Origin of the sequence: Streptomyces sp. NPDC048416 (assembly GCF_043200435.1) — a bacterium.
In the GTDB taxonomy this organism is placed as follows: Bacteria; Actinomycetota; Actinomycetes; order Streptomycetales; family Streptomycetaceae; genus Streptomyces.
In genome coordinates this window covers 1-24973 of record NZ_JBICXU010000016.1, presented here as the reverse complement: position 1 = coordinate 24973, position 24973 = coordinate 1, and the positions used below count along the sequence as shown (strand labels likewise).

Genomic DNA, 24973 nt, shown 5'->3' with positions numbered 1-24973 from the left:
CGCGACAAGCGGAGACAATCGGGGTGTAGCGCAGCTTGGCAGCGCGCTTCGTTCGGGACGAAGAGGTCGTGGGTTCAAATCCCGCCACCCCGACAGCCGAAACACCGGGTCAGGCCCGGTTTTCCTTCACGGAGAACCGGGCCTGATTTGCGTTGGGGGGCCATTTTGGGGGCCGTTTGGGAGCCGGCTTCGGGATGCGCTGGCCGGGACACTCCTGACCGAAGCGGTCAAGTTTCTCTTTGACCGAGCGAGTGCGGTGCTGGACCGGCAGGCAGGTCGGGTACCGCTGGAAGAGCCGGAGCAGGTCGCCGGGCAAACGCAGCCCTTGCTGGTCAGGGCGCAGGCGCTCACCGACGAGCGCGTCGCCCGCATCACCGGGGCCCACGGGGCGCTTCGCGTCTACCTCTCGCGCCCCGAGTTCCTTCTCGGCGATGGCGCCGAGATGAGCGGGTACTGGGGCGTCTTCGCCGGGACTTGGAGGAGGCATACGGACGCCACCTGCCGTTCGGGGACGAGAAGAAGACAGATCGGCCCGGCATAGAGGTCTCCCAGCAAGCAGATCTCAGCCACGGCAAACAGGTCGGCATGCGTGTTGGCGGCGACATCACGGAACGCGGCCGAGCCCACGTCGACCAGAACGCCGGGACCATCGAAGCGACAGGTGAACAGGTCGGCATCGAAGTCGAAGGCACCATCGGCTGAGGCGGGCAACAACAGCATGAACTTCGATGACGGCCGCGCAGCAGATCCCCTGCAGCAGCCCCCCTTCCCTCCCAAGAGCGAGGGGCGGAGTACGGCGCCAACGGCCTGACCCCGCGCGGCCTGCCACCGGCCTGGAGCAGGAGGCCACGATCCTGACCGACCGCGACACCTACACCCAGATGCTCGCGGACACCGACGAGGCACCGCCGAACACCGTGACGATCTGCGGCGCGATACCGAGCCAGAAGCAGCAGGAGTGCTCGCCGAGCGCCAAGGTCCAGCCGTAGCGGGCGATTCCGCCCCCTCCCCTGGCCCGGCGCCCACCCCGATCGACCCACCGACCGACCAGCCCCCAGCCAACACCCGCCCCCGTCAGGCCGTAGCCCAACGGTCGGCACCCATCCTCGTCAGGCCGTAACCCAACGCGCGGCGTCCGTACCCCAAAGTCCAGGCGGACGCGACCAGTTGAGCGGACCACCGGCGTAGGAGACCGGCGGCAGGGCGTGCCGCAGCCTGCCCATGGCGCTGTCCGTCTCCGTCAGCCACCGCTCCTGCTCGTACGGGGCGTCGGTCCGGGCGGCCGCCTGTGCCGTGAGGCCGTCCGTGAGCCAGGCCGCGGTCTGCGTCAGCGCCAGCCGGATCAGCCGGGCGCCACCGGAGTCGCGCTGTCCGGTCAGCGCGCGCAGCACCGCGGCGGCCAGCAGATAGCCGGTGCCGTGGTCGAGGGCCTGCGCGGGCAGGGCACCCGGCGCGTCGGGAGTGCCCTCCAGGGCGGCGATCCCGGTGGCGACCTGGACCAGGCTGTCGAAACCGCGGCGCTCGTGCCACGGCCCGTACCGTCCCCACGCCGACAGCTGGGCGATCACCAGCTCCGGCCGGCGCTCGGCCAGGGCCTCGGGGGTGAGGCCGTGGTGCTCCAGGGCCCCGGGCCGGTAGCCGGTGACCACGACGTCGGCGGTGTCGAGCAGTTCGTCGAAGGTGCGGCGGTCGGCGCGGTCGCCGAGGTCGAGCCTGGTGGAACGCTTCCCCATGCCCGTGTCGTTGTGAGCCTCCTGGCTCTCGGGCAGCTGGGGCGCGTCGATCCGCAGGACGTCGGCGCCAAGGAGCGCGAGCGTGCGGGTGGCGACAGGACCCGCGAGGACCCGGGTGAGGTCGAGCACCCTCAGTCCCGCGGCGGGCAGCAGCGGATCTCCGTCCAGCCCGCGCGGCACGCGGGGCGGTCGACTGCCGATGCGCTCCGTCGTCAACAGGGGCTGAGCCGCGGCCAGCGCACCCTGTTCGTGGGCGGCCCACTCCTTCGGACTGCGCAGTGCCACGGCGAGGCCGCCCGCCGCGTAGACCGTCGACTCGACGTCCTGTGCCGGGCGGGCGCCGATCGCGTCCGCCACCGCGGACACCTCCGCGTCGGCGGGCAGACCGAGGGCCGACAGCAACCGCGCGCGGTGGTGGGGATAGTTGGCGTGGGTACGGACCCAGCCGTCGGCGGCGCGCCAGAAGCGGGAGAGCGGCGCGAAGGTCGTCGGCGGCACGCCGTCCACGCGGACCAGGCGATCGCTGAGGAACGCGGTGGTCACCGCGCCGTCGTGCACGCGCACGGCGGGCACCTCGCGGCCGGTGCCTGCGGCGGTGAGCTCGGCGGCGGCGAGCGCGCAGACCGCCACCGTGGAGCGTGCCAGATCCATGACGGGCAGACGCGAGGGCAGCGCCCCGGCGCCCTCGAAGACGATATGGCGCAGAAGTCCGGGTTCACCGTCCAATGCCGCCCACGCCTGTGCCGTGCCCAACTGATGCGAATGATTCATCTCCGCACTATGGCACCGAGTGCCACCTCGGTGTCTTTCGGATCAGGCCGTCGCGGAACTTCGGCGCGCGGGGACGCCCGGGCGCACCTTGGCGATGGCGGTGAAGCCATCATTCGAGGACGGGCTTGACTCTCGGGTAGCGCGAGACGGCACAGTCAATGCCGTGGACAGGAGAAACCTGCTGCCGATCGGGCAGTTCCGTAGGCGAGCGGCCTGGCTGTCCGTCTTCTCCGGGTTGGCAGGGGTTGTTGCTGTAAGCCTTGCCCGCTGCGAGGCTGTCAGGCTTCGTGCGCGGTCTGCCCGGCCCGGTCCGCGGGACACGGACCTTCTCCAACACAGGCTTGAACAGGGTGCAGTCCGCCCGCTGTCCCGCAGTGCCGACCAGGGACAGCGGGCGGCAGCGGCCGTCCGCGCTCAGGTGGAACTTGGTGGTGAACCCGCCGCGCGAGCGGCCCAGGCCCTCACCTCCTGCACCACCTCCACCAGGCGGGCGGCGAGGCTCTGCCAGGGCCTCTCGTCCTGGTGTTCTGCCGCTGCGTCCCCCTTTCAGCCGGGCGCCGGCGGTGGTTCGGCGCGTGCGCCGGCCGCGTGCTGATGGGCCCGCACGATGGTGGAGTCGACCGAGACGTCCCAGTCGATCTCGCCTGCCGCGTCGGCTGCGGCCTGGACCTGCTGAAGCAGGCGTTCCCAGGTTCCGTCGGCCGACCACAGACGATGGCGTTCATAGACCGTCTTCCACGGACCGAACCGTTCAGGCAGGTCACGCCACTGAACGCCGGTCCGTACGCGGTGCAAGATCCCGTCGATCACTTGCCGGTGGTCGCGCCACCTGCCACAACGCCTGTTGCCAACCGGCAGGAACGGCCGCAACCGTTCCCACTCGGCATCTGTCAGATCGCCCCGCCCCATGCCCAGCCCTCAGCCCTCGGGCACTTCCACAATCACCAGCGTGCCACTGCTGCCCGGCCGGACCGCGTGTCGCGCACCCGCCGCAACCCAATAGAGCTCACCTGGCCCCACCGCCACGGAGACACCATCCACGACCAGTTCGAGCCTGCCGTCGAGTACCACCAGCGCCTCGGCAGTGCCGTGCGCCTCCTCACCGACGGGCAAGTCGTCCATGCGCAGCACCTTCACGTCGGCCGTCCCCACCTGCCCCAGAAGATGCGAGTTCCAGGCATCCGGCAGTCCAGCCGCGGCGTCGAACAAGTTGACCAGGCTCATGGCGCCCTCCACCTCCAGCAATCAACGGATGTCTGGAAGCTACCTGGGCACAGCGGCTACGTGGTCGACTGTTCGGCAAAGGATCACCAGTGGTGGCCGTCCTGGCGCGGGGTCATGGGGGGGGGATCCGACGGCTACCCGCCCGGGTGGCGAAGGCCGTGAGGCGTAGGGCCCTTTGCTATCGGGAGCCAGCAGGTATCTGCCCGAGCAGCAGCACCCCGGCCTCTGGCCGGTACGCCGAGCCACGGTTCGCCGAGGATCGGCACCGGGCGGGCTTCCTGGGGCGCCTTCTTCGGGTACCAGCCGGGGGCCGCTGGGGTGAACAGCCAGGTGGCGAAGCCGTTGCGGCGCCAGTGAGCGGCGTACTCGGACGTGGTGCCTCACCGTACGAACCCGAGCTCCGCCACGGCGAGTTCGACGCGTACGCGGGTGTCCTCGCGTACGCGGTCGGGATGGTTGAGGACGTTGGAGACCGTCCCCGTGGAGCCCCCCGCGCGGCGGGCGACATCGGTGAGCTTCGCGCCCTGGTGGCCACCCGTGCGGGCGGCTCCCTGCCCTCGGAAGGCGTACGTCCTGCCATGGCAACGACAAGGCGTCGGCTTCGTACGGGCGATGTGATCGAAGACCAGGGCGGAGAACCAGTCGCAGGAGTCGATGGTGCGGCAGGTGTCATCCTTGGGCGGGGCTGCCCTACGCGCCATCAGCTTACGGGGCCATGATCACTCGCCCCATGACAACTCAAGCCCAAAGCCGCTCCGTGTCCTCGACAGCGCGCTATCCGCTACAGAACTACCGCCACAGACCCGCTAACACAGCGACTTCGGTATGGTCTTGTGGACCACGAAGCCGTAGAGCTCCCGCAGAGCGCACGGGATATGGGACACCATGTTGATTTGAGATTTCCTAGGGAGAAGCAGTGCCAGAGATCCAGAAGCGTCCGATTGAGCAGTATCTCGACGTCGCATCGATCTCCGAAGCAGGTACCTCCGAAAGATACCAGCGCGCCTCTTCCCCTCACACTGTCTTCACTTGGTGGGCTCGCCGTCCGTTCTCGACGGCACGAGATCTAATCTCCGCTTCCCTCGACCCGGCTCAACCAGCAGAGGAATCGAAGGTTCTTGACCCATTCGTGGGTGGCGCCACCTTCCCGCTTGCCGGTACTCGCCTAGGTGTCAAGATGTACGGGATGGAGAACAACGAGCTCGCTTATTTCACGGCGAAGGCACTCCTCGATCTCAGCAGGCCGGCCGGCCAACAGCTCCGACATCTACTGATGCTGGAGGGAAGGCAAGTCTTGGACCAACTAAAATCTGAGACCAGCGACCTCTATCCGGCCCGCGACGCCGACAACATCATCTGCTACTTCTGGAGCCGTTCCGCCACGTGCGCTGGCTGCGGTGGCGAGATGCCCCTCCAAAAGCGACCTTGGCTTTCCAAGAAAGCGGGGAAGCAGCGCGCTATTGTGCAGGACCCGAATTATGACTCGAAGTCCTTCGATGTGCGCGTCGTCGAAGCATCCACTGACACAGCGACCGACTTCTCGGCATGGAGCGGGCGAAACTCTCTCAAATGCCTTTTTTGTGGACAGGAATACGATAGACAGCAAACGGCCGAGTTGATCCGAAAGGCTTCGACCGACAAACTCACAGCCGTTACTCAACTCGACAAGCGCAAGCATTTCCTTCCCGCAACGGTGCCTCAAAACTACATTACTGAAGCCCTCGCGGAGCAGATGATCAAAGAAGACTGTGCCACGCTCGGCCTTCAACTTCCTGACGTTGCAATCCCGGCGTGGTCTGGCATCACCAACCCCACCGTGTATGGCCATGACACTATTTCCTCCCTATTCACAGAGCGACAGCTCGCAGTCACCATCCGCCTATGCAGGATTTTGAATGAGCGACAGAAGCTATGGGAGGAAAAATATGGCGAGCTCGAATCAAAGGCAATCGTCGCTTTCCTTTCAGGTCTTATTGACCAGCTAGCTGACTGGAACTCCAGGTTGTGCATGTGGATTTCACAGAATGAGCAGGTAGGTCGAGGCCTCTCCGGTCCCGGTATGCCTATGCTGTGGGACTTCGTTGAGATTGACCCGCTTTTGCGCGGGCCAGCGAATCTTTACGGAAAGCTCGAGCGTATCGCTGCCGGCGTAGACCAAATCCCAATGTCAGCGGACCAAGAGGAAAGAATCACTCGTGGCGACTCCCGTTCAATGGCCTACCCGGACGCCTTCTTTGACGCTGTAGTCACGGACCCTCCATACTACGACAATCTGTACTACAGCATCCTCGCCGACTGCATTTATGCCTTCAAAAGGATGGCGCTGATTGGCTGCTTTCCTGAGATTTTCAGCGAGCCGAGAACTGACTCAACCAGGGAACTGACCGCAGCTCCTAGGCGCCAGGGAAGCCCTGGAGAAGCGTGGACCTACTTCAGTACAGGCATGACACAGGTCCTGCGAGAATCACGTCGCGTCATTAAGCCCGATGGAGTAATTACGGTTTGCTACGCTCACAGTTCTATTAGCGGTTGGTCATCGCTAATCGCGGCTTACGTGAGGGCACAACTTAAAATTACTCAACTGTGGCCCATGACAATCGAGCGAACACACCGGCCTCGCTCGATGAAATCTGCCGCGATCAACACTTCTCTCGTATTGGTCGCCAGGCCCTACGATGCAGCGAGCTCGATGGGCCTGGTCCAAGAATCACCCGATATTGACGAGGTGATCAAAGCGGCAATGGATCGCGCAGCCGCAGCCGACTGGCCAGATGATGTGGCAGCAACTTTGGCCTTCGTCTCCGCCGCTGAGGCCCGACTCAGTCAATTCACGGGCGAGATGTTGAGCCAGCAGGATGCAGTAAACTCGGCATGCCGGGAAGTCGCCGATCGAATCTACGAAGGCATCCCAGGATTCAGCTTCTCGTCTCGTTGATCTTCGTTGCCTCTGGCGGCTGGGGTGCACCGAGGGAGGCAACGCACGGCTGTTTTACCGTTCGCGAATTTCCATCTCATCCATAAGAGCCCGGGTTTTAGCCACCCGCGCTCGGATGGTTCGTGTCTTACTGTCTATTTTGAGTGCGTCTACAGCGATGTCGACGAGCTCTTCACGACTCTTGGCTGCAATTTCCTTTTTCACTTGGTCGAAGTAAGCGAGTTCCCCCTCTGCATTAAGCAGAAGACTTTCGAAGTACTTTCTTCTCGCCTCCGACCAATTCGTCAGATCCCACGACAGAGCGTGACGCAGTGCGCTGTCCAGTGCGCTCCAATACTTTGGAGCACTGACGGTGACTGATGCGTGTTCGACGCTACGCTTCCAAATACTCTCAAGCTGAGATGCCCCCGACTCGGAGTCGATCATCAGAGCGAGGTGCGAGTAGGACAGTAGCGTCACTTGATATCTGTCAGCCTCCACATAGAGCCGACTTTCACCCTCCGGATAACCAGCGATAGGGGCGACCAGGATAGCGAAATCAGCCCCCTTCCGCCACCTGCTCAACGCCTCGATCTTGTAATCCTTCGGGTTGAGTGCTGTGCGAGAAAGCCTGAAGGCCTTGGCATCCGCCACCAGAGAGTGCGCCGGTGCTCCTCCGCGTGCCACCACGTCTGCCGAATTTGCTCTTTCTTGTGACACTTCGGCTTCATATCCGAGCCGGCGAAGAGATTCGGCAACGACCGCATCCATTGCCTTGGCATACAACTTTTCCTCGGTAGAGTCGTGGCTGTACCGCTCAGGAATACATCCGGCCCTCACCAGCAGGGCAGAGAACTCATGACCATCCATGCTTCGGATGATTTCATCTATTTCGATAGCCGCACGGTCAAACGAAAGACCCTCCCCGGCCACTTGATCGACAACTCCGTCTATCGAGAAGTGCATATGCACCTTTTCCCCCACCCGGCTGAGCACCCACATTTGGGACGATCATGCTAGCGGAGCTCTTTGCCGCATGTGGCGGGTCAGCTGATCTCGCATGAGCCCACCCATGGTGACGGAAGTGTTTTTCGGCACAAGATGGACAAATACAAGTTAGTTGCGCTTAAAGGTACATAACACCCACCAGGCGACCGCTAACCCAGGCATGCCTCCTCGTTGGTGCACGCCACCCTGGTGGCGAAGAGTCTCTAACCGCGTGACAACGCCGACGCACAGCGGCGGACAAGCACGGACGCCTGCGGACTGTCAGCGCAGGAGAACGGCACACGAGCCCAAGGCAGAGCCCCCAGCCAAGTCGCTTTCGGGACGAAGAGGTCGTGGGTTCAAATCCCGCCACCCCGACAGCTGAAACACCAGGTCAGGCTCGGTGCTGAGAGATCAGCACCGAGCCTGATGTGTTTTGTTGCCCTGTTTTGTGGCCCCGTTTTGGGGGCCATTGGGGAGCCAGCCGGGTGTGATCTTCGGGATCCGGCTCCCAACGGCTCCCCGGGGAGCGGCCTTCTGTCTCCTCTCGGCGCGCAGGTACGCATCGCGCCCCCGAATGAGTCACTGCACCGCTTGTGCCGAGCAGACCTGAGGCGGTACGACGATCGCCATGCACCCTTGGTCTGCGTTGAATGACCGGCAGCTCGCACTCCTCACCCGTATCGGGGGCGGAACCGGCCCCGTCACCTCGGACAGCCCCGAGCTCGCCGTCACGGCTCGCGCGCTCAGGGATCGGGGCTTGGTGACCATGCCCAGGAGGAAGGGGAGGTGGCAGGCGGAGATCACTGACGCGGGGTGCTTCTACCTGGAGCACGGGCATCATCCCGACCGTCCGGAGTCGGCTCCACGCAAGCCTCGTGCGGCGGCGTCTGAAGCCGGGGCGCCGGTTGCCGCCGGTCCGTCGCAGGATGCCGATCCCCCGACCGAGCCGAAGCCCGCTCCGAAACGGGCCGTGAAACCTCCGCGCCCGTCGTCAGAGGCCGTCGGGCCGGCGCTCCTCGCGCAGGTGCAGGAGGCCGGACGATTTCTCCGGATCCCTGATCCCAACCCAGAGGAACGGGCTCGGTATCGCAGGGCGTTCGACGCAGCTCGGCTGTGCGCTCCGGAGGGATACCACCTGAAGTACAGCGGGCGGGCGAAGGGGGACTTCTTCCTCGGCCTGCTCCGGGTGACCGGTGAAGACGACACCGAGTGGAACCGGATCCGCTTGGCGCGCAGTCGTGTGATCACCGGCGTCGAGGACGTGCTCGCCGCCGTCGCCAAGGACCACAGCGCGTTCGAGATCTCCGAGGAGGTCCTGCCGAGGGTGCTCGCACTGATCCGGCTCCTCGCCGATCAGGCACTCGCGCGGTACGGCGAGATCGCGGTGTCCAAGAAGCGCAGGCAGCCGAGGCCGCTGCTCACCGTCCACGGAAGAACGTACGAGGTCGGCTTCCGTGAGCGGCAGAAGCAGGTCCGCTACGTCCCCAAGCAGCCGGGTCGGCGCACGTACGACTGGCAGCGGGTCACGCCGGCCCACAAGTCCGAGCCGTCCGGCGAACTGGAGCTGCTGGTCAGCGAGAACTCGGACTACAGCTACAACTACGGCTGGAAGAAGGAATGGGCCGACACGGCCAAGAAGCCGTTGGAGGACCAGATCGCCTCAGTCCTGCGTGCGTTGAAGGCACGCGCGGAGGAGCAGGAGCAAGCCCGGCTGGAACGAGAGGCGGAGCAACGGCGTCTGCGAGAGGAGCGGGAGCGTCAGGAGGCCGAGCGCCGACGACTGGCGGCGGAGCGGGAGGAGCGCGAGCGGCGGGAGTGGGAGGCCGCCGTAAGTACGGCTTCAGCCAAGGCGGTTCACGCGGTACGGGCCGAGCACTTCGGCACAGCCCTGGAGCAGTGGCGTGTCGCCGGTGAGATCCGGGCCTTCTGTGCCGCGCTGGATGACGTCGCCGCCGCATCGGAGGACGCCCCCGAAGCTGAGCGGCTGCGCGAGTGGTCGGCTTGGGGAAACGCGGAGGCCGATCAGCTCGACCCCACGACGAACGGCAAGGGCCTGGCCGCCCGTGACTTCAACGTGGAGCCGACGAAGAAGCAGCTGCGACCGTTCCTCGACGGCTGGCGGCCGGACCGGCCGGAGAAGGAGCCTCCGGCTCAGCCAACGCCTCCGAAGCCGGAGCCAGACCCGTGGCGCGGCGTCATCGACGCACATCAGGATCAAGGGTGGCGATATGGACGCCAAGGTCGCGCTCAATGGTGGCGGCGATGACGCCGTGACCTCGGTCGCGTAGGGCCCTGACCGCCTTGTCGACGAGCTCTCCGAGCCGGATGACCTCGGCGCGCAAAGCCACCAACTCGTCGTAGCGGTCGGTCTTTTCTTCGCCGCACCAGGCCCGGACGGTTCGCAGGACAGCTGCCTCTGCGTCCAGCTGCCGGTCGTCCCTTCGGCTGTAGGAGTACCAGGAGGGCTGGGCGCGCTCCTGCTCGATGCCCTGCTGCTTGCGGTCCACCTCCGGCAGGATCTCGTCGGCGAGGCGGCCGGCGACCTGGCGGGCGACGCGCTCGGTGACCGGCCAGCCGGCCAGGCTCATGCCGTGACGGTTCTCGTAGACCATGGCGTCGCCGCGCAGTTCAGCTGCGTCCATGCCGATGAGCGGTGCCGTCTCGTCGAGGCAGCCCAGTTCCAGGACCCCGGCGTCGGCCACCGTTCGGCGCAGGCGGAGCCTGTTCTTGGGACGTACGTAGCCGAGGATCATGCGGGCGGCCTCGAAATCCGTGCTGCCCCGGACCTCCCTCGACGCCTCGGCCAGCGCCAGCTCCGCTGTGTCATCCGCTCTGAAGGAGTCGACGTCATTCCACGAGGCCACCAGGCATCCGGGGCTCACCCACTCCTGCAGGCCGGCTTCCTCACCATCCAGGAACCGCACATGAATGTTCCCTGATCTTCCAGAACCGCGGACCCGCACGATCTCGACCTGGCGCACCGCGCCACCCAGTTCCTTCGGCGTGGCCCGATAGGCCCAGCGTTCCCCGGTCTCCATGTGTCCATTGAGCCAGGTCGACGGCACCGCCACGCACCAATCAACAGATCCGAGGTATGTCTGATTTCTGCCGTCCCCTCGGCAGGAAACCTGAGAGAGGATCATGGTCAGCTTCTCCCAGGGGGATCGCACATGACAGACCAGCACAACCGCACCTGCGGGCGCCCGACCCGCTCCGGGAACCCGTGCAAGGTCCGGATATCGGGCTCGGACGTGGCCTGCGGCACGCATGCGACGGAGCAGGACAAAGCCGTGGCCCAGGCTCACCGACGCGGGTGGAGCGACGGCTACAAGTCGGGCAGTGAGAGCGGTGCAAGCTCCTCCAGATCCCGGATCGAGCGTCTGGAGCAGCGTGTCAAAGAGCTTGAGGAGCAGCTGGACGACGCGAAGCGCGTTTACGAGATCGGCGGCCACCAGGTCGTGGACGTCGGCGGATACGCCTACCGCTGGCGAGGGAGCACACCACTTGCGGTCGGGGACCGAGTACTGCTGCCCGAAAACTACGTGAGCCGCATGAAGAACGGGGCCGGCCCCACCCTGGGCGCGGTGAGCAAGCTCGGCACCACCTATCGCGGACCTCTGTCCGACATCGTCAGTCGGGCTCCGGCGGCGGATGGATAAGAGCACTTCGTCAAGCCCGTGGGCAGGGTCCATAAGATGCGTTCGTGGCGCGATTTGATGAGGTCAAGGCGACGTTCTGGGGCGAGGGCCGGTACGGGGTTCAGCCGCCGTTGACCGACGCGGTCGTTCAGGATGCCGAGTGTCGGCTCGGTGTCCGTCTGCCGGCTTCGTTGCTTGAGATCCTGCGGGTCCGGAACGGCGGTGCGGTGGCGGAGCTGTGGAACGCGTTCCCGACCGATGTGCCGACGTCGTGGAGCGAGAATCACGTTCCGCTCGACGACATGATGGGCATCGGCTGTCACAACGGCCAGTCGTCCTTGCTTGACACGGCTTGTCTGGTCGAGGAGTGGGGTCTTCCGTCACCTCTGGTGCTGTTGTCCGGTGACGGTCACTGCTGGATCGCTCTCGACTATCGGGTGTGCGGCAGCGGCGGGGAGCCGTCCGTGACGTGGTTCGACGTGGACGACGGCACGGAGCTCCCGCTGGCCCCGCACTTTCAGGCGTTCGTCGAGCGCCTGGTTGCGGCCACGTCGCTCGGTTCCGGCGACTCGGTCGGTAACCGGTCGGCGTCATGATCCGGCTCTGGCCGAGCCTGTTGTGTTCGGGGTGTTGTCGGTGTTCATGAGGTGCCTGTAGAGCTCACGGGTGACGAACCTCTTGGGACACCGCATCTTGTCCTTGGTGGACATGCCCTCGGCCGTGCGTCCGGCCACGTCGCTCCGTGTCCGTTCGTCGTGCCGCATGCGGACCAGGACGATGGTGTAGAGGGCGCTGTGGGTGTGTCGGTCCCCGCCGCGGTTGATGCGGGGGCGGTTCGTGCGCCGGATGAGGCAGGGGTGCGGGCCTGCTGCTCCGGGGCCGGAGTGTGCGTGGGTGCTCCGGGGGCACAGGTGCTTCCTCCGAGCCACAGCCCTTTCGACCGTCGGGGATCAGACGACGAAGGCTCGACCGCAAACGAGACGGTGGTACAGGCCCCGGAGCGCCGACCCCGAACGTCTGGTTCGGCACCGGTCCCTCCCCTGTGGGGACCGGTACTGAACCAGACGGCCGGCGTCGCGCCCCCCGCACCGGTTCGGCGCGGAGCACGGACGACCGAATCCGTGGTGCCGACGCCGGTCCGGCTGGGACCGACTCCACGGATCCCGGAGCTCCGGGTTCCGGGATCCCGGGGACCCGGCCGACGCCAGTCCGGCTAGGACCGACTCCACGGATCCCCGGGCTCCGGCGGCCCAGGGCTCCCGGGGCTCCGGCGGCCCCGGGCTCCAGGGCTCCGGCGGCCCAGGGCTCCAGGGCTTCGGGGACCCCAGGCTCCGGGGCTCCCAAATCCAAGGCTCCGGGATCCGGGCTCCCGGCCACGCGGCCGGAAGTGGCCACCGCCTCACCGCTCCACCGAGGTGGAACCGCAAAGATGCGGCATCATGAACTGTCTCTCCGAGCGCTGTTCCGACTGGCCCGGCCAGCAACGCCCGGTTGATGCGCGACTACGTGGAGATCCTGTCACCTGTGGCTCACGCCGTTGAGGTTCCGGCATCCGGACGACGGCTTCACCGCAGGTCAGCCCTATAGGGTGAGTTTTCCGGTCCGGACACGCAGGCACGGGGGAAGTAAGGAGAGGCGACCTTGAGTCCCGACTCAGGGGCACGCACGGCCTTCGCGGAACGGCTCGCGCTGCTGTACAAGGAGGCCGGCGACCCGCCGCTCAAGCGCGTCGCCGAGTCCGTCGTGCGGCTACAGCGGGTCGACGAGCGCGGGCGACCGGTACGGGTGTCCGCGCAGCGGATCAGCGACTGGCGGCGGGCCAGGAACGTGCCGGCCCAGTTCGCCGCGCTCGCCGTGGTGCTGCACATCCTGATACCCGAAGCACGACGCTCAAGGCCCACACCGGTCTCCGAGGGCCTGTACGACGTGGCCCACTGGCAGCGGCTGTGGGAGCACGCGATCGCCGACCCCGTCGCCGACCGCCCCGCGCCACCCACGGAGGAGAAGGAGCCCCCCGCCGAAACCGCTGCCGTACCGGGCGGTGTGTGCCCGTATCTGGGGCTCGCCTCCTACCGGCCACAGGACGCCCGGTGGTTCTTCGGCCGGGAACGGAGTACGCACGCTCTCGTCGCCCAGCTCCGCGCCGTGGAGAGGACGGGCGGTCTCGTCATGCTCGTGGGCGCCTCCGGGGCGGGAAAATCCTCCCTCCTGAACGCCGGTCTTGTACCCACGCTGCGCGAGGGCGCGCTGGGCGGCGGCGAGGGCGGCCAGGGCGGCCGCGCGAGGGAAGTACTCCAGCTCGTGCCCGGCGCCGATCCGCTCGCGGAGCTGACCCGCCGGATCCCCGAGCTCGAACCCGTCGTGTCCGCCGCGGCGGGCCCGGCCGCGACGGAGCGCGGGACTCCGCGATTCGGGCAGGCGGTACGGGAAGCCGTGACGGCGTGGGCGCGACGCGAGAAGGACGCGGCCGCCCCTCCGGTCGTCATCGTGGACCAGTTCGAGGAGACGTTCACCCTCAGTTCCGACGACGCGAACAAGCGCACCTTCATCCAGATCCTGCACGCCGCGTGCACGCCCGCCGAGCCGGGCGAGCCGGCCCCCGCGCTCGTGGTCCTCGGCGTACGCGCCGACTTCTTCGAGCAGTGCCTCGCGTATCCGGAACTGGCCGACGCACTTCAGCACCGGCACATGGTGCTGGGGCCCCTGACCGCCGCGGAACTGCGCGAAGCGGTGACCGGGCCGGCCAAAGCCGTGGGGATGGAACTCGAACCCGGCCTCGCGGAGCTGATCGTGCGGGAAGTGAGCACCGACGGCCCCCGAGGGGCGCACACCGCGGGGGCCCTGCCGCTCCTGTCCCACGCCCTGCTCGCCACCTGGCAGCGGCGCAAGGCGGGACGGCTGACGCTGGCCGGCTACCGCGCGGCGGGAGGGATCCACGGAGCGGTGGCGGCCACCGCCGAGCAGGCCTGGACGGGCCTCGACCCGGCAGCGCGTACGGCCGCGAGGCTGCTCCTGCTCCGGCTGGTCCGGCTCGGCGAAGACACCCAGGCCACCCGTAGGCGCGGGGCGCGTCGCCAGCTGGCGGAAGAGTCGACGGACTCCGACAAGACGGAGCAGTCTCTCGAAGCGCTGGTCCGCGCCCGATTGGTGACGCTCGACGCGGAGACCGTGGAGATCACCCATGAAGCGCTCCTCCACGCCTGGCCGCGCCTTCGCGACTGGATCGACGAGGACAGGACGGGCAACCTGCTGCGCCAGCGGCTTGAGGAGGACGGCAGGGCCTGGGAGGCATCGAGCCGCGACACGTCGCTGCTGTACCGGGGGTCGCGTCTGGAACAGGCCCGCACCTGGGCGAAGTCCGCCGGTGACCCCTTCCTGACCCGCGCCGCGGTGGAGTTCCTGGCCGCCTCGGTCAAGCTACGCAAGCGCACGGTGTGGCTCATGCGCGGTGCGGTGGCGGCCCTGGTCGTCCTCGCCATGCTGGCCGTCGGTTCGGCGATCGTCGCACGGCAGCAACGGGACGACGCCGTGTTCGAGCAGGTGCTCGCCGAGGCCGACAGGGCTCAGCACACCGATCCCTCGCTGTCCGCTCAACTCGCCTTGGTGGCACACCACTTGCGGCCCGACGACGAGGGCACCAACAACCGGCTGATCTCGACGGTGAACGCCCCCCTCGCGACGCCGCTCCTCGGCCACACCGGCGCCGTCTACCTCACCTCGTTCAGTCCGGACGGGCGGACCCTTGCCACCGCCAGCTACGACCGGACCGTCCGGCTGTGGGACGTGTCGGACCCGACGCGCCCCGAACCGCTGGGCAAACCGCTCACCACGCACACGAGTTGGGTGAGCAGCGCGGTCTTCAGTCCGGACGGCAGCACGCTCGCCAGCGCCTCGGACGACGGCACGGTCCGGCTCTGGGACGTGCGGGATCCCGGCCGACCGCAGCCGCTCGGCGCGCCGTTGAGCGGCCCCGGCGGCACGATCTACCTGGTCGCCTTCAGCCCGGACGGGCACACGCTGGCCTCGGCCAATGAGGATCACACCGTTCGCCTGTGGGACGTGGCCGACCCCCGCAGGCCCAAGGCCTTCGACGACCTGACCGGCCACACCGCCGCCGTACGATCCGTGGCGTTCAGCCCCGACGGGCGGACGCTGGCGGCGGGCGGCGACGACGGCTCCATCCGGCTGTGGGACATGACCGATCCCCGCCACCCGGCCTCCGTCGGCACGACGTTGACCGGGCACACGGGCACCGTGCACTCGGTGGCGTTCAGCCCCGACGGGCACACCTTGGCCAGCGGCGGCGCCGATGACACCATCCGGCTGTGGAACATGCGCGACCCGCGTCACGCGAGCCCCCTCGGCACACCGCTCACCGGCCACACCGGCCCCATCTGGTCGGTGGCCTTCAGCCCTGACGGCACCAAGCTCGGCGCCGCGAGCGCGGACAGTACGGCGAGCCTGTGGAACGTCAGCGATCCGGCCTACCCCTCGCAGGTCGGCGAACCCCTCGCCGGGAGCAGCGGCGAGATGTACGCGTTGGACTTCAGCCCCGACGGCCGCACCCTCGCCACCGGGAGCGGCGACAGCAAGGTGCGGCTGTGGTCGATTCCCACGTCGGACATGATCGGCCGCATCGGATCGTTCCGCCCGGACGGGCGGGTACTCGCCACGGCCGCGCGCGACAACAGGGTCCGGCTGTGGAACGTCGGCAGCGCAAACAAACCCGTTCCGCTGGGCGAACCGTTCACGCCCGGGGACGGCGATGTGCGTTCGCTGGCGTTCTCCCCCGACGGCCGCACCCTGGCCGTGCTGATGGGCAATCGCACCGTACAGCTCTGGAACATCCTCGACCCGAAGCGGCCGATTCCCTACGGTCCGCCCATCGCTCTGCGGACCCGGTTCTCGGGCCCCAGCGCATTGGCGTTCAGCCCGGACGGACGCACCCTGGCCACCGCCTACGACGACCGCACCATTCAGCTGTGGGACATCGGGAATCCCTCGCGCCATCTTCCGTTCGGCACACCGCTCTCGGGCCACAGGGGCTACGTCAATTCCCTCATGTTCAGCCCGGACGGCCGAACGCTCGCCAGTGGCAGCGCGGACGGCACCATAAGGCTGTGGAATGTGGCCGATCCGCGTCACGGCTCCCCGCTCGGGGCGCCTCTCACAGGCCATCTCGGGCCGATCAACGCGCTCTCCTACAGCCCCGACGGCCATACGCTGGCCAGCGGCAGCGACGACGACACCGTCCGGCTCTGGTCCATCGCAGGACCCCATGGGCCGGCCCCGCTGGGGGCACCGCTCACGGGTCATACCGAGGCGGTCGTGTCGCTGACCTTCAGCCAGGACGGACGCACCTTGGCCAGCGGAGGCAACGACAACGCGGTCCGGCTCTGGAACGTCGCCCGCCCGTCCGAGGCCTCTGCCATCGGGCAGTCGATGAGCCCCACTGCCAAGACGGGGAATTTCCTGTCGTTCAGCCCCAACAGCCACCTGCTCGGGGTGTCGAGCGGCAGCGATACCGTCCGGCTGTGGAACTTGGACGCCAACGAGGCCATTAGCCGTATCTGCTCATCCACCCGGGGTGTTCTGACGGCTGAAAAGTGGCACGAAAATCTGCCACGGCTGTCGTACGCACCCCCTTGCGATCAGTAATCGCACCACGTGATCTCGATCACAACCCGATGTTGCGGCCCCACAGGAGATTCCCGCCGCACACGCGGCGTTGTTAGTGTTGGCGACAGCCCGATCGCTGGTGCATCCCCCGTCGCCAGCGATCGGGCGTTCGCATGTCGTCACTGGTGGGCGGCGCATTCGTAGGCACCGCGAACCGCCGGCTCCCGCGGAATTCCGGGCGGCAAGGATTGTCCGCATTGCCGCAATTGGCCGTGCGCGCCCGCACGGCCGCGACAGCCGCGCGGGCAGGGATCGGACCCGGATTCACCTCCTGGCAGGCCGAACCTCCCTTTGCAGTCGGGCCGTGGGATTTGCCATCGAAAAACGATTCGGAAGCCGCCCCGAATTCCGCGGGAGCCGACGGTTACCGATGCGCTTCGGGCAAGACATCGACGGGGGCCACCGCAGAGCGCGCAGACATGCCCCCTGCGCACCCCCACAGGCCCCACAGCCCCCACGTAGCCAATGACCTCCCACCGCTCGGCCGGGTCTCCCCCGAGCCATGCCCGCGCCGCCATGGCATGCGGCCACGACACCGACACCGGCCAGCCGACGAGCGACCCATTGCCGAGCCGCTGCCGACCCACCGCCGACCCGAGCGACCCGAGCGACCCACCGCCGACCCGATCCGGCGCTCCGACTCGTCATGACCTCTTGAGGAGTCATAGGGTGAGCCGCACCGGAAGACAGGACGGTGTGCTCCCGTGGCAAAGGCCTACGAGAAGATCGCGGATGACCTCCGCGCCCGCATTCGCGCAGGTCAGCTACGCCCCGGGGACCGGCTGCCGTCCGAGGCCGACTTGGTACGGAGCACCGGCCGGAGCGGGCCGACCGTCCAGCAGGCCCTGCGTGTCCTCCAGACCGAGGGGCTGATCGAGAAGCAGCACGGCCGTGGCACCTTCGTCCGCCGGCCACGGACCCGCGTCCAGCGCTCGAACGCCCGGCACCAGTGGGAGAAGGACCGGGCGCGGGTGGCCGAGGCCCGGCGTCTGTCGACCGGCGCGACCGAGCACGACACCGGTCTGGCCGTCGACGACCTCGTCTTCCACGCCTCGTACGAGGAGATCGAGGCGGCGCGGGACATCGCCGAAGCACTCGGTGTCCCGGAGGGGACACCGCTCCTCCGGCGCTCCTACCGGACGCGCCACAGCGCGGAACGCGCCCCGTTCACCCTGGTCACATCCCATCTGGTGCGCAGCCACATCGAGAGCAACCCGGACCTCCTGGACGAGACGAACGAGCCCTGGCCGGGCGGGACTTGGAACCAGCTCCATACGGTCGGCATCGAGATCGTCCGCGTGGACGAGCACGTCACCGCGCGGCCGCCGACCGTGGAGGAGGCCGAGGAGCTGGAGTTGGGGCCCGGCACCGCCGTGCTCGTGCTCCGCAAGTCCTCGTACGACACCGGGGGCCGGGTGGTCGAGGTGTCCGACGTGGTCCTGCCGGGCGACCGCACCGACATGCTGTTCACGACTCACTTGGAAAGGTGGTGAGCCGTGAACCGGCGCATCATCATCGTCACCGCCGTTCACGCGCCGTCCGCGCACTTCCTGCCGGACGCGTACAAGTCGCTGTGTGAGCAGGAGCTTCCGCAGGGCTGGACCTGGCACTGGCTGATCCAGGAGGACGGCAGGACGGACCAGGTGGCGCCGCACGTCCCCGACGACCAGCGGATCACGTTCCGGCAGGGCCGTCCCGGCGGCCCCGGCGTCGCGCGCATGATGGCGCTCGCCCACGCGGACGGCGCGTACGTGAAGGTCCTGGACGCCGATGACCAGCTTCCCCCGGGGACGCTGGCCCGCGACCTGGCGGCGCTGGAAGCCGACCCGAGCATCGGCTGGGCCACGTCACGCGTGCTCGACTTCCTGCCCGACGGCTCGACCGCCGGTTTCCCGGGTGACCCCGAGCCCGGCCCGGTCGAGCGGCAGGCAGTGCTCGACCACTGGGCGGCCAACGACTACCGGGCGCAGGTCCACCCGGCGACACTCTTCGTGCGCCGCGATCTGCTCCTCGCGCTCGGCGGCTGGATGGCGCTTCCCGCCTCGGAGGACACCGGCCTGCTGCTGGCGCTGAACGCCGTCGCCCGTGGCTGGTTCTCGTCCGAGGTCGGTCTCCTGTACCGGAAGTGGGAGGGGCAGGCGACCGGCCAGGCCGCTCACGTCGACGCCGACGAGCGCGCGGCACGGATGGCTGTCGTGGAGGCCCGGGCGCGCGCACTGGACCACTTCCAGTGGCGCTACCCCAACAACGGCGGCTGACCGGCCCTAGGGGGTGTCTGGTGGATCAGGGTCGGTCAGGGTGCGGCGCCTGGTGCGGTGCATCGCAAGGCGCCGGAACGTCGTGATAGCGGAGCTATCGGGGCGTTTCGGCAACGCCGCGAGGTGCCGTGCCAGGCGCCGCACCCCCGGCCATGATCCACCAGACACCCCCTAGGGGGTGGCCGGGCCTCGTCGTGTCAGCCCAGCGTCTCGGCGTCCCTGCGCGAGAAGATCAGCTCGGTCTCCCCGGTGATCGGCTGACGCCAGCGGACCGGGGCGACGGGGTGCTGTATCGCTCGCGGGTAGCTCCCCGGCGCGTACTCGGTCGGCAGCCGATACGGGTGGAAGCCGTGCGCGCGCAGGGTGTCCAGCAACTCATCGGCCGAATCGCCGAGTTGGGCCATCCGCTCCGGGGTGACCTCGATGGCGATCTCCACATCCGGCCGAAGGTCGCCGAGCACGGGAGCGAGCCCCCGGACGGCGCCACCCTCCGCGCCCTCGACGTCGATCTTGATCACGCGTGCGGTGGCCACCTCGTCCGGTTCCAGGATGTCGGACAGGGGCGCCGCTTCCATCTCGAAGACCGACTCCGCCGGACCGTCGTAGGGAACGATCGAGTTGGCACCCATGTTGTCCGAGCTGGCCAGCACGAACGTCAACGTCCTGCGCTCGTCCGAGACCGCCGCGTTGAGCGCGCGGATGTTGTCGCAGTGGTTCAGGTCCGCGTTCTGGAGCAGCCGGCGGTGGAAGGCGGGCGACGCCTCGATCGCCACGACGTGCCCCGTGCCGCCGACGAGGCGGGAGGCGAGCACGGAGAAGACACCGATGTTGGCGCCGACGTCGATGAAGGTGTCCCCCGGCCGCAGTCGCCGCCGGAGCCAGTGCGTCATGTGGGGTTCCCACACTCCGAACAGGTACAGGTAGCGCTGGATCAGGTCCTGCGTGTCGACGGCGAAGCGGGCGCCGGACCGGTCCCGGGTGACCCGGCGACGCGGTTCTGCGCCGAGCCGGGGGTTGAGGTATCTCGCGGCGAGCGCGGCCTTCCCCAGGGTGCCCGGCGCATCGCGTACGTACCGACGGCCCAGCGTGACCAGGGCCTGCGACATGGGCTTGCTCATCCGATTGCCTCTCCGTCGGGGGACGGGCGAACGATAACGCCGGGGAGGGCGGCCACCCCAGCGCTCCGCACGAACGGCAGCCGTGATCAGCGCCCGGCGGCGAGCCTGCGGTCCTTGTCGAAGGGCAGGTCCAGCATCCGAATCGCGTTGCCCCGCAGCAGTTTGTACGCGACCTCCTGCGACAACCCGCCCACGTGCTCGGTGGCCACCCGCTTCGTGTGCGGCCAGGTCGAGTCGACGTGCGGATAGTCGGTCTCGAAGGTCGCGTTGTCCACACCCACGGTCTCGATGGCCTCGATGCCGTGCCTGTCGCGGAAGAAGCAGCAGAAGATCTGCCGGTAGTAGTACGTGGACGGAGGCTCGGGGATCAGGTCCTTCACCCCGCCCCAGGCCCGGTGCTCCTCCCACACGTCGTCCGCGCGCTCCAGGGCATAGGGGATCCACCCCATCTGCCCCTCGCTGTAGGCGAGTTTGAGTCGGGGGAACCTGACCAGGACGCCGGAGAACAGGAAGTCCATCATCGACGCCATCGCGTTGTTGAAGCTCAGCGACGCCTGAACCGCGGGCGGGGCGTCCGGAGACGCCGCCGGCATCTGGGACGACGAGCCGATGTGCATGTTCACCACGGTTCCGCTCTCCTCGCAGGCCGCGAAGAACGGGTCCCAGTAGCCGGAATGGATCGACGGCAGCCCCAGGTACGTGGGGATCTCGGAGAACGTCACCGCACGCACCCCGCGGGCCGCATTGCGCTTGATCTCCGCCACGGCCAGGTCGATGTCCCACAACGGGATCAGGCACAGCGGGATGAGCCTGCCACCGCTGTCCCCGCACCACTCCTCGACCATCCAGTCGTTGTACGCCCGCACACAGGCCAGCCCGACCTCCTTGTCCTTGGCCTCGGCGAAGGTCTGCCCGCAGAAGCGGGGGAAGGTGGGGAAGCAGAGCGAGGCCTCGACATGGTTGAGGTCCATGTCCTCCAAGCGGGCCTTGGGATCCCAGCACCCCCGCCGCATCTGCTCACGCGTGATCCCGTCGAGCGTCATCTCGTCGCGCGAGAAGCCGACGGCCGCGATGATGCGCTTGTAGGGGAAGATCTGCCCCTCGTACTCCCACCAGTCGGTGATCTGGCCCTCGGGGTCGGTCGTGAACCTGTACTTGCCGCCGATGTACGCCAGTTCACCGATGCCCGCGGTGAAAGGCTTCGGGCCCCGGTCGCGGTACTTGCCCGGGAGCCACGTCTCGAAGAGGTGCGCGGGCTCGATCACGTGGTCGTCCACGCTGATGACCCGGGGGATCTCCCTGCTGCCGCTCTCGCTGCTGACCACGCCCTACCCCCTGCTGCCTGCCGGTTCCACCGGCCCGAATCTGACGGGCCATCAGATTCGAGCGTATGGGCTGCCCTTGGCGACGGCAAGCGTTCCTCCACATCCGCCCCCTCGCACCATCGGCGGAGCCGCGCCTCACTGACGTACCGTCAGCCCGCGGCGAGGGCTTCGCGCCCATAAGATCGTCCGGACCTCTGCACGAGCGCGGCCGACCTGGGGGAACGGTGGGAACAGGCGAGCAACTTGTCACAGTGGCAGCGGTGTTGCTGGGTGCGCTGACCACGCACCTGACCAACTACACGTTGCAGCGAAGCCGGCACAAGCACGACTACAGCGTCCGCTGGGACGCCCGGAAGCTCGACGCGTACGAGGGGTACGTGGACGCGGTCAGATCGTGCGTCTTCCTCGCGGTCCACCTCTACGAGCTTCGCGAAGGCATCCGTGAGAGCGAGCAGGGCGAGCGGGAAGTCCACGCCGAGATGTCGGCCGCCGGACACCACAGGGGGCGCGCCTTCGAGCGCATCATGCTCCTCGCCGGTGACGACGTCATCGAAGCCGCCCACGAGGTGAACGCGGTCGCGCTGACAATCGATTGGCAGGCGACCGGCCGGCTTACCGGGTCCCTTGAGGACTGGCGGGCCCGCAATCGAGCCGTGTTCGGCGCCATCAACGCCTTCCACGACGCCGCGCGCCAGGACCTCGGGGTGAGCGGCAGCGTCAGGGGTGCGCACCATCCGGAGCGTGACCTGTTGCTTCCCCCCTCGCAACGCAGCGCGTAGCCCCGTCCTCCCTCGGCCACCGTGCGCCACGGCGTCGAAGCGTCGCTCGTGCCTCTGGTCTGTTACGCCGTTACATGCCACCCTGCCCCGCATGTCCGCCCTCCATGGCACAGCGTTCTCGGAGGGCGGCACGCGCAGGGCGGGGCGCACAGGGCGCGCACCGTCGTCCCGGCAGACAGGGAGAAGCCGATGAGCGAACGCGACCAGGACCGGCGGCCGCCCGAGGCGGCGGCCCTCAGGCAGCGCCACGCCGCGCGCGCCGAGAGCGCCGCGGCACGCGCCGCCGCCCTCAGCCACTACATCGAGCGGCGCGGCTCAGCAGCGGAGTCCGAAGACTCCACGGCCCGCGCCGAGGCCGCCTGGAAGTCCGCCCACGCCGCCCGGGTCGCGGCCGGGGCCCTGGCCGTGATCGCCGAGAGCGCTCCCGACCCGGCCGCGGACTCCCGCTGCGCCAGGAATGCGGCCGCCTCCGCCGCGCAGGCCGCCCGGATGGGCCGGCTCGTCGACGGCGACACCGAGCCGTCCGTCGCCGCCTGCACGGCCGCGCTCACAGCGTCGCTCGCCGCGTCGGCGGCGGCAGGAGCCGGGCACCTCGGCGCGAACGCCGCGCTGAACGCCGAGGCCGACGACACGGAAAAACACGCCGTCGCAGCCGCCGAGCGCGCCGGCTGGATCCAGCCGGGCGAGAAGATCCCCTCGGTGTCGACGGGGGTGCGCAGCGGCGAGGTGATGTCGATGATGCACCTCTGACCCGGGCGTGGGGGTCGGCCCCCGTGCCCGGACGACGAGGCGGGCGTCGGGCAGGGGGCCGGGAACAGCGGGCGGTGGATCAGGCAAACCAATGACCGCACGACGCCGTCGCGCGGACTGGGCAGCCGGGGTCGCGGTCCGTGGCAGACTTTCGGCCGGGGCCGGGCGGGGGTGCCGGGCGGAGGGGGCGCGGGCGTGGGGTCGTCGGAGTTGCTGATCGTCCTCGACCGGGACGACGGGGCGCCGTTGCAGCGTCAACTCTGCGACCAGATCACGGCGTTGGTCCGGACAGGCCGGCTGCGGCCCGGCGACGATGTGCCCGCCTCCCGCGCGCTCGCGACCCAGCTCGACGTGTCACGGACCGTCGTCACCCGCGCCTACGAGCTGCTGCGTGCCAACGGCGTCATCGTCGCGAAGCGGGGTTCCGGCACGCGGATCGCGCCCGGCGCGGGCGGCGTCGCGGCCCCGCGACCGCGCACGCCCACCGCCGCGTTCGCGCCGCAGCCGCCCAGGGCCACCGACCGCGACAGCGCGCTGTGGCAGCCCTGGGAGCCGGCGCCCGGCCGCCGTCCGGGCGGCGTCATCGACTTCCGGCACGGCACGCCCGCCCTCGCCGAATTCCCCGTGGCACGCTGGCGGCAGTCGCTGCACGACGCGTACGGCCGCGCGGACGCCGCCTCGCTCGGGTACGGGCCCGCCGAGGGCTCGCCCGCGCTGCGTACGGAGATCGCGTCCCTGGTCCGCCGGAGCCGGGCACTCGACGCGTCACCCGACCACATCATGGTCACCAGCGGCGCCACTCAGGCCCTGGACATCGTCGTCCGGATGCTGGTCGGGCCGGGCGACGTGGTGGTGATCGAGGACCCGAGCCACACCGTGCTCCGCCAGGTCTTCGGCTGCTCGCAGGCGCATGTGGTGCCCGTGCCGGTGGACCAACAGGGGCTGCGCGTCGGCGACATCGACGCGTGCGTCCGCGCGTACGGGCACGATCCGGCGCGGGTGAAGCTGGTGTACGTGACACCGTCGCACCAGTTTCCCACCGGGTTCATCCTGTCCGGGGAGCGCAGGCGGGGGCTCCTCGCGTGGGCGTACGAGCACGGGGCGATCGTCCTGGAGGACGACTACCACAACGAGTTCACGTTCACCGGCGAGCGGCTTCCCGCGCTCGCCGCCGAGCGGCACCGTGACACCGTCGTCCACGTCGGCAGCTTCAGCAAGACGCTCTTCCCCGCCCTGCGCATCGGCTACGCGATCCTGCCGCCGCACCTGGTTCAGCCCTTCCTCGGCATCAAGTGGATCACCGACCGGCTCACGCCCACGGTCGCCCAGGACGCCCTCGCCGACTTCATCCGCACCGGTGCCTACGCCCGTCACATCAGCCGCATGACGCGCCTGTACCGCCAGCGCCGCAGCCGCCTTCTGGGGTCGCTGTACGAGCACTTCGGGGCCGGGGTCCGTGTCTCGGGGGAGGCGGCAGGACTGCACGTCCTGGTCACCCTGAGCGGGGCGCGCGGCATCCCGGAGGAGAAGATCGCCGAGGCCGCGGCCGCGCGCGGGGTGCGGATCCATCCCGCGTCGGGCTACTTCGTCCAGGACCCGCCGGCCGAGCCCATGTTCCTCATGGGGTACGCGGCCCTGCCCGCGGCCCGCATCACCCGTGGGGTCGCTCTGCTCGCGGCCGCGGTGCGCGAGGTCACGTCGGGCTAGGGGGTGTCTGGTGGATCAGGGTCGGTCAGGGTGCGGCGCCTGGTGCGGTGCATCGCAAGGCGCCGGAACGTCGTGATAGCGGAGCTA

18 protein-coding genes, 1 tRNA gene and 2 pseudogenes are annotated in these 24973 nt (G+C 68.4%); 12 read left to right on the top strand and 9 right to left on the bottom strand.

Annotated features, from left to right (window positions below; genetic code table 11):
* The first annotated feature begins 19 nt into the window (after nucleotides 1-19).
* A tRNA-Pro gene (locus ACGFW5_RS20725) sits at nucleotides 20-93 on the top strand.
* A gap of 381 nt (nucleotides 94-474) precedes the next feature.
* Nucleotides 475-702, top strand: a complete 228-nt coding sequence (locus ACGFW5_RS20720) for a hypothetical protein (RefSeq protein WP_393835730.1) — start codon at nucleotides 475-477, stop codon at nucleotides 700-702.
* A 407-nt stretch (nucleotides 703-1109) separates the two neighbouring features.
* Here ACGFW5_RS20720 and ACGFW5_RS20715 read toward each other — a convergent pair whose 3' ends face one another.
* The 4 genes and pseudogenes from ACGFW5_RS20715 to ACGFW5_RS20700 form a co-directional block, all read right to left on the bottom strand.
* The gene (locus ACGFW5_RS20715; RefSeq protein WP_393835729.1) at nucleotides 1110-2504 is read right to left on the bottom strand and encodes a CoA transferase; all 1395 of its coding nucleotides are present in this window, start codon (nucleotides 2502-2504) and stop codon (nucleotides 1110-1112) included.
* Nucleotides 2505-2751: 247 nt separating this feature from the next.
* Nucleotides 2752-3413 (bottom strand): annotated as a pseudogene (locus ACGFW5_RS20710) (IS5 family transposase); the annotation flags it as partial.
* A 9-nt stretch (nucleotides 3414-3422) separates the two neighbouring features.
* Nucleotides 3423-3728 carry a cupin domain-containing protein gene (locus ACGFW5_RS20705; protein ID WP_393835728.1) on the bottom strand — a complete coding sequence of 102 codons (306 nt, stop codon included), beginning with the start codon at nucleotides 3726-3728 and terminating at the stop codon, nucleotides 3423-3425.
* A 146-nt stretch (nucleotides 3729-3874) separates the two neighbouring features.
* Nucleotides 3875-4411 (bottom strand): annotated as a pseudogene (locus tag ACGFW5_RS20700) (LacI family DNA-binding transcriptional regulator); the annotation flags it as partial.
* A gap of 233 nt (nucleotides 4412-4644) precedes the next feature.
* Here ACGFW5_RS20700 and ACGFW5_RS20695 point away from each other — a divergent pair.
* The gene (locus ACGFW5_RS20695; RefSeq protein ID WP_393835727.1) at nucleotides 4645-6663 is read left to right on the top strand and encodes a DUF1156 domain-containing protein; all 2019 of its coding nucleotides are present in this window, start codon (nucleotides 4645-4647) and stop codon (nucleotides 6661-6663) included.
* A gap of 54 nt (nucleotides 6664-6717) precedes the next feature.
* On the opposite strand, the gene ACGFW5_RS20690 is transcribed toward ACGFW5_RS20695, so the two are convergent.
* Complete coding sequence (locus ACGFW5_RS20690; protein WP_393835726.1) at nucleotides 6718-7644, bottom strand: HindIII family type II restriction endonuclease; 927 nt, start codon at nucleotides 7642-7644, stop codon at nucleotides 6718-6720.
* A 1174-nt stretch (nucleotides 7645-8818) separates the two neighbouring features.
* On the opposite strand from ACGFW5_RS20690, the gene ACGFW5_RS20685 reads away from it, so the two are divergent.
* Nucleotides 8819-9898, top strand: a complete 1080-nt coding sequence (locus tag ACGFW5_RS20685; RefSeq protein WP_393835725.1) for a hypothetical protein — start codon at nucleotides 8819-8821, stop codon at nucleotides 9896-9898.
* Here the strand turns inward: ACGFW5_RS20685 and ACGFW5_RS20680 are convergent.
* Nucleotides 9828-10670: a PE-PGRS family protein gene (locus tag ACGFW5_RS20680; RefSeq protein ID WP_393835724.1), complete on the bottom strand. Its 843-nt coding sequence runs from the start codon at nucleotides 10668-10670 to the stop codon at nucleotides 9828-9830. The two genes, ACGFW5_RS20685 and ACGFW5_RS20680, sit on opposite strands and share 71 nt — an antisense overlap.
* Nucleotides 10671-10802: 132 nt before the next feature.
* Here ACGFW5_RS20680 and ACGFW5_RS20675 point away from each other — a divergent pair, with 132 nt between their 5' ends.
* Both ACGFW5_RS20675 and ACGFW5_RS20670 read left to right on the top strand, forming a co-directional pair.
* Nucleotides 10803-11291, top strand: a complete 489-nt coding sequence (locus ACGFW5_RS20675) for a hypothetical protein (RefSeq protein ID WP_393835723.1) — start codon at nucleotides 10803-10805, stop codon at nucleotides 11289-11291.
* A gap of 44 nt (nucleotides 11292-11335) precedes the next feature.
* Nucleotides 11336-11866: an SMI1/KNR4 family protein gene (locus ACGFW5_RS20670; protein ID WP_393835722.1), complete on the top strand. Its 531-nt coding sequence runs from the start codon at nucleotides 11336-11338 to the stop codon at nucleotides 11864-11866.
* Here the strand turns inward: ACGFW5_RS20670 and ACGFW5_RS20665 are convergent.
* Nucleotides 11861-12034: a hypothetical protein gene (locus ACGFW5_RS20665; RefSeq protein ID WP_393835721.1), complete on the bottom strand. Its 174-nt coding sequence runs from the start codon at nucleotides 12032-12034 to the stop codon at nucleotides 11861-11863. The two genes, ACGFW5_RS20670 and ACGFW5_RS20665, sit on opposite strands and share 6 nt — an antisense overlap.
* Before the next feature lie 877 nt (nucleotides 12035-12911).
* Between ACGFW5_RS20665 and ACGFW5_RS20660 the strand changes: the two genes are divergently transcribed.
* The 3 genes from ACGFW5_RS20660 to ACGFW5_RS20650 all read left to right on the top strand — a co-directional run bounded on the left by ACGFW5_RS20660 (nucleotide 12912) and on the right by ACGFW5_RS20650 (nucleotide 19207).
* A complete protein-coding gene (locus tag ACGFW5_RS20660; RefSeq protein WP_393835720.1) occupies nucleotides 12912-16928 on the top strand; it encodes an AAA family ATPase in 4017 nt (1338 codons plus the stop codon).
* 725 nt (nucleotides 16929-17653) lie between these two features.
* Nucleotides 17654-18442, top strand: coding sequence for a GntR family transcriptional regulator (locus ACGFW5_RS20655; protein WP_393835719.1), 789 nt, complete (start codon nucleotides 17654-17656; stop codon nucleotides 18440-18442).
* 3 nt (nucleotides 18443-18445) lie between these two features.
* Nucleotides 18446-19207 carry a glycosyltransferase family 2 protein gene (locus tag ACGFW5_RS20650; RefSeq protein ID WP_393835718.1) on the top strand — a complete coding sequence of 254 codons (762 nt, stop codon included), beginning with the start codon at nucleotides 18446-18448 and terminating at the stop codon, nucleotides 19205-19207.
* Between the two features lie 197 nt (nucleotides 19208-19404).
* On the opposite strand, the gene ACGFW5_RS20645 is transcribed toward ACGFW5_RS20650, so the two are convergent.
* Both ACGFW5_RS20645 and ACGFW5_RS20640 read right to left on the bottom strand, forming a co-directional pair.
* Nucleotides 19405-20325: an FkbM family methyltransferase gene (locus ACGFW5_RS20645; RefSeq protein ID WP_393835717.1), complete on the bottom strand. Its 921-nt coding sequence runs from the start codon at nucleotides 20323-20325 to the stop codon at nucleotides 19405-19407.
* An 86-nt stretch (nucleotides 20326-20411) separates the two neighbouring features.
* On the bottom strand, nucleotides 20412-21650 hold the full coding sequence (locus ACGFW5_RS20640; RefSeq protein WP_393835716.1) for an amidohydrolase family protein: 1239 nt from the start codon (nucleotides 21648-21650) through the stop codon (nucleotides 20412-20414).
* 251 nt (nucleotides 21651-21901) lie between these two features.
* Here ACGFW5_RS20640 and ACGFW5_RS20635 point away from each other — a divergent pair, with 251 nt between their 5' ends.
* From ACGFW5_RS20635 to ACGFW5_RS20625, 3 genes are all read left to right on the top strand, one after another.
* Nucleotides 21902-22429, top strand: a complete 528-nt coding sequence (locus ACGFW5_RS20635) for a hypothetical protein (protein ID WP_393835715.1) — start codon at nucleotides 21902-21904, stop codon at nucleotides 22427-22429.
* Between the two features lie 189 nt (nucleotides 22430-22618).
* Nucleotides 22619-23179 (top strand): hypothetical protein, encoded by a 561-nt coding sequence (locus ACGFW5_RS20630; RefSeq protein ID WP_393835714.1) that lies wholly within the window; start codon nucleotides 22619-22621, stop codon nucleotides 23177-23179.
* Nucleotides 23180-23374: 195 nt separating this feature from the next.
* Nucleotides 23375-24886 (top strand): PLP-dependent aminotransferase family protein, encoded by a 1512-nt coding sequence (locus ACGFW5_RS20625; protein ID WP_393835713.1) that lies wholly within the window; start codon nucleotides 23375-23377, stop codon nucleotides 24884-24886.
* The last annotated feature ends 87 nt before the right edge of the window (nucleotides 24887-24973 follow it).

Bases quoted from the DNA above. Each gene is read 5' to 3' on its own strand.
- ACGFW5_RS20715 (WP_393835729.1), bottom strand. From the start codon at position 2,504: ATGAATCATTCGCATCAGTTGGGCACGGCACAGGCGTGGGCGGCATTG.
- ACGFW5_RS20705 (WP_393835728.1), bottom strand. From the start codon at position 3,728: ATGAGCCTGGTCAACTTGTTCGACGCCGCGGCTGGACTGCCGGATGCC.
- ACGFW5_RS20690 (WP_393835726.1), bottom strand. From the start codon at position 7,644: ATGTGGGTGCTCAGCCGGGTGGGGGAAAAGGTGCATATGCACTTCTCG.
- ACGFW5_RS20680 (WP_393835724.1), bottom strand. From the start codon at position 10,670: ATGGAGACCGGGGAACGCTGGGCCTATCGGGCCACGCCGAAGGAACTG.
- ACGFW5_RS20675 (WP_393835723.1), top strand. From the start codon at position 10,803: ATGACAGACCAGCACAACCGCACCTGCGGGCGCCCGACCCGCTCCGGG.
- ACGFW5_RS20665 (WP_393835721.1), bottom strand. From the start codon at position 12,034: ATGCGGCACGACGAACGGACACGGAGCGACGTGGCCGGACGCACGGCC.
- ACGFW5_RS20645 (WP_393835717.1), bottom strand. From the start codon at position 20,325: ATGAGCAAGCCCATGTCGCAGGCCCTGGTCACGCTGGGCCGTCGGTAC.
- ACGFW5_RS20630 (WP_393835714.1), top strand. From the start codon at position 22,619: ATGAGCGAACGCGACCAGGACCGGCGGCCGCCCGAGGCGGCGGCCCTC.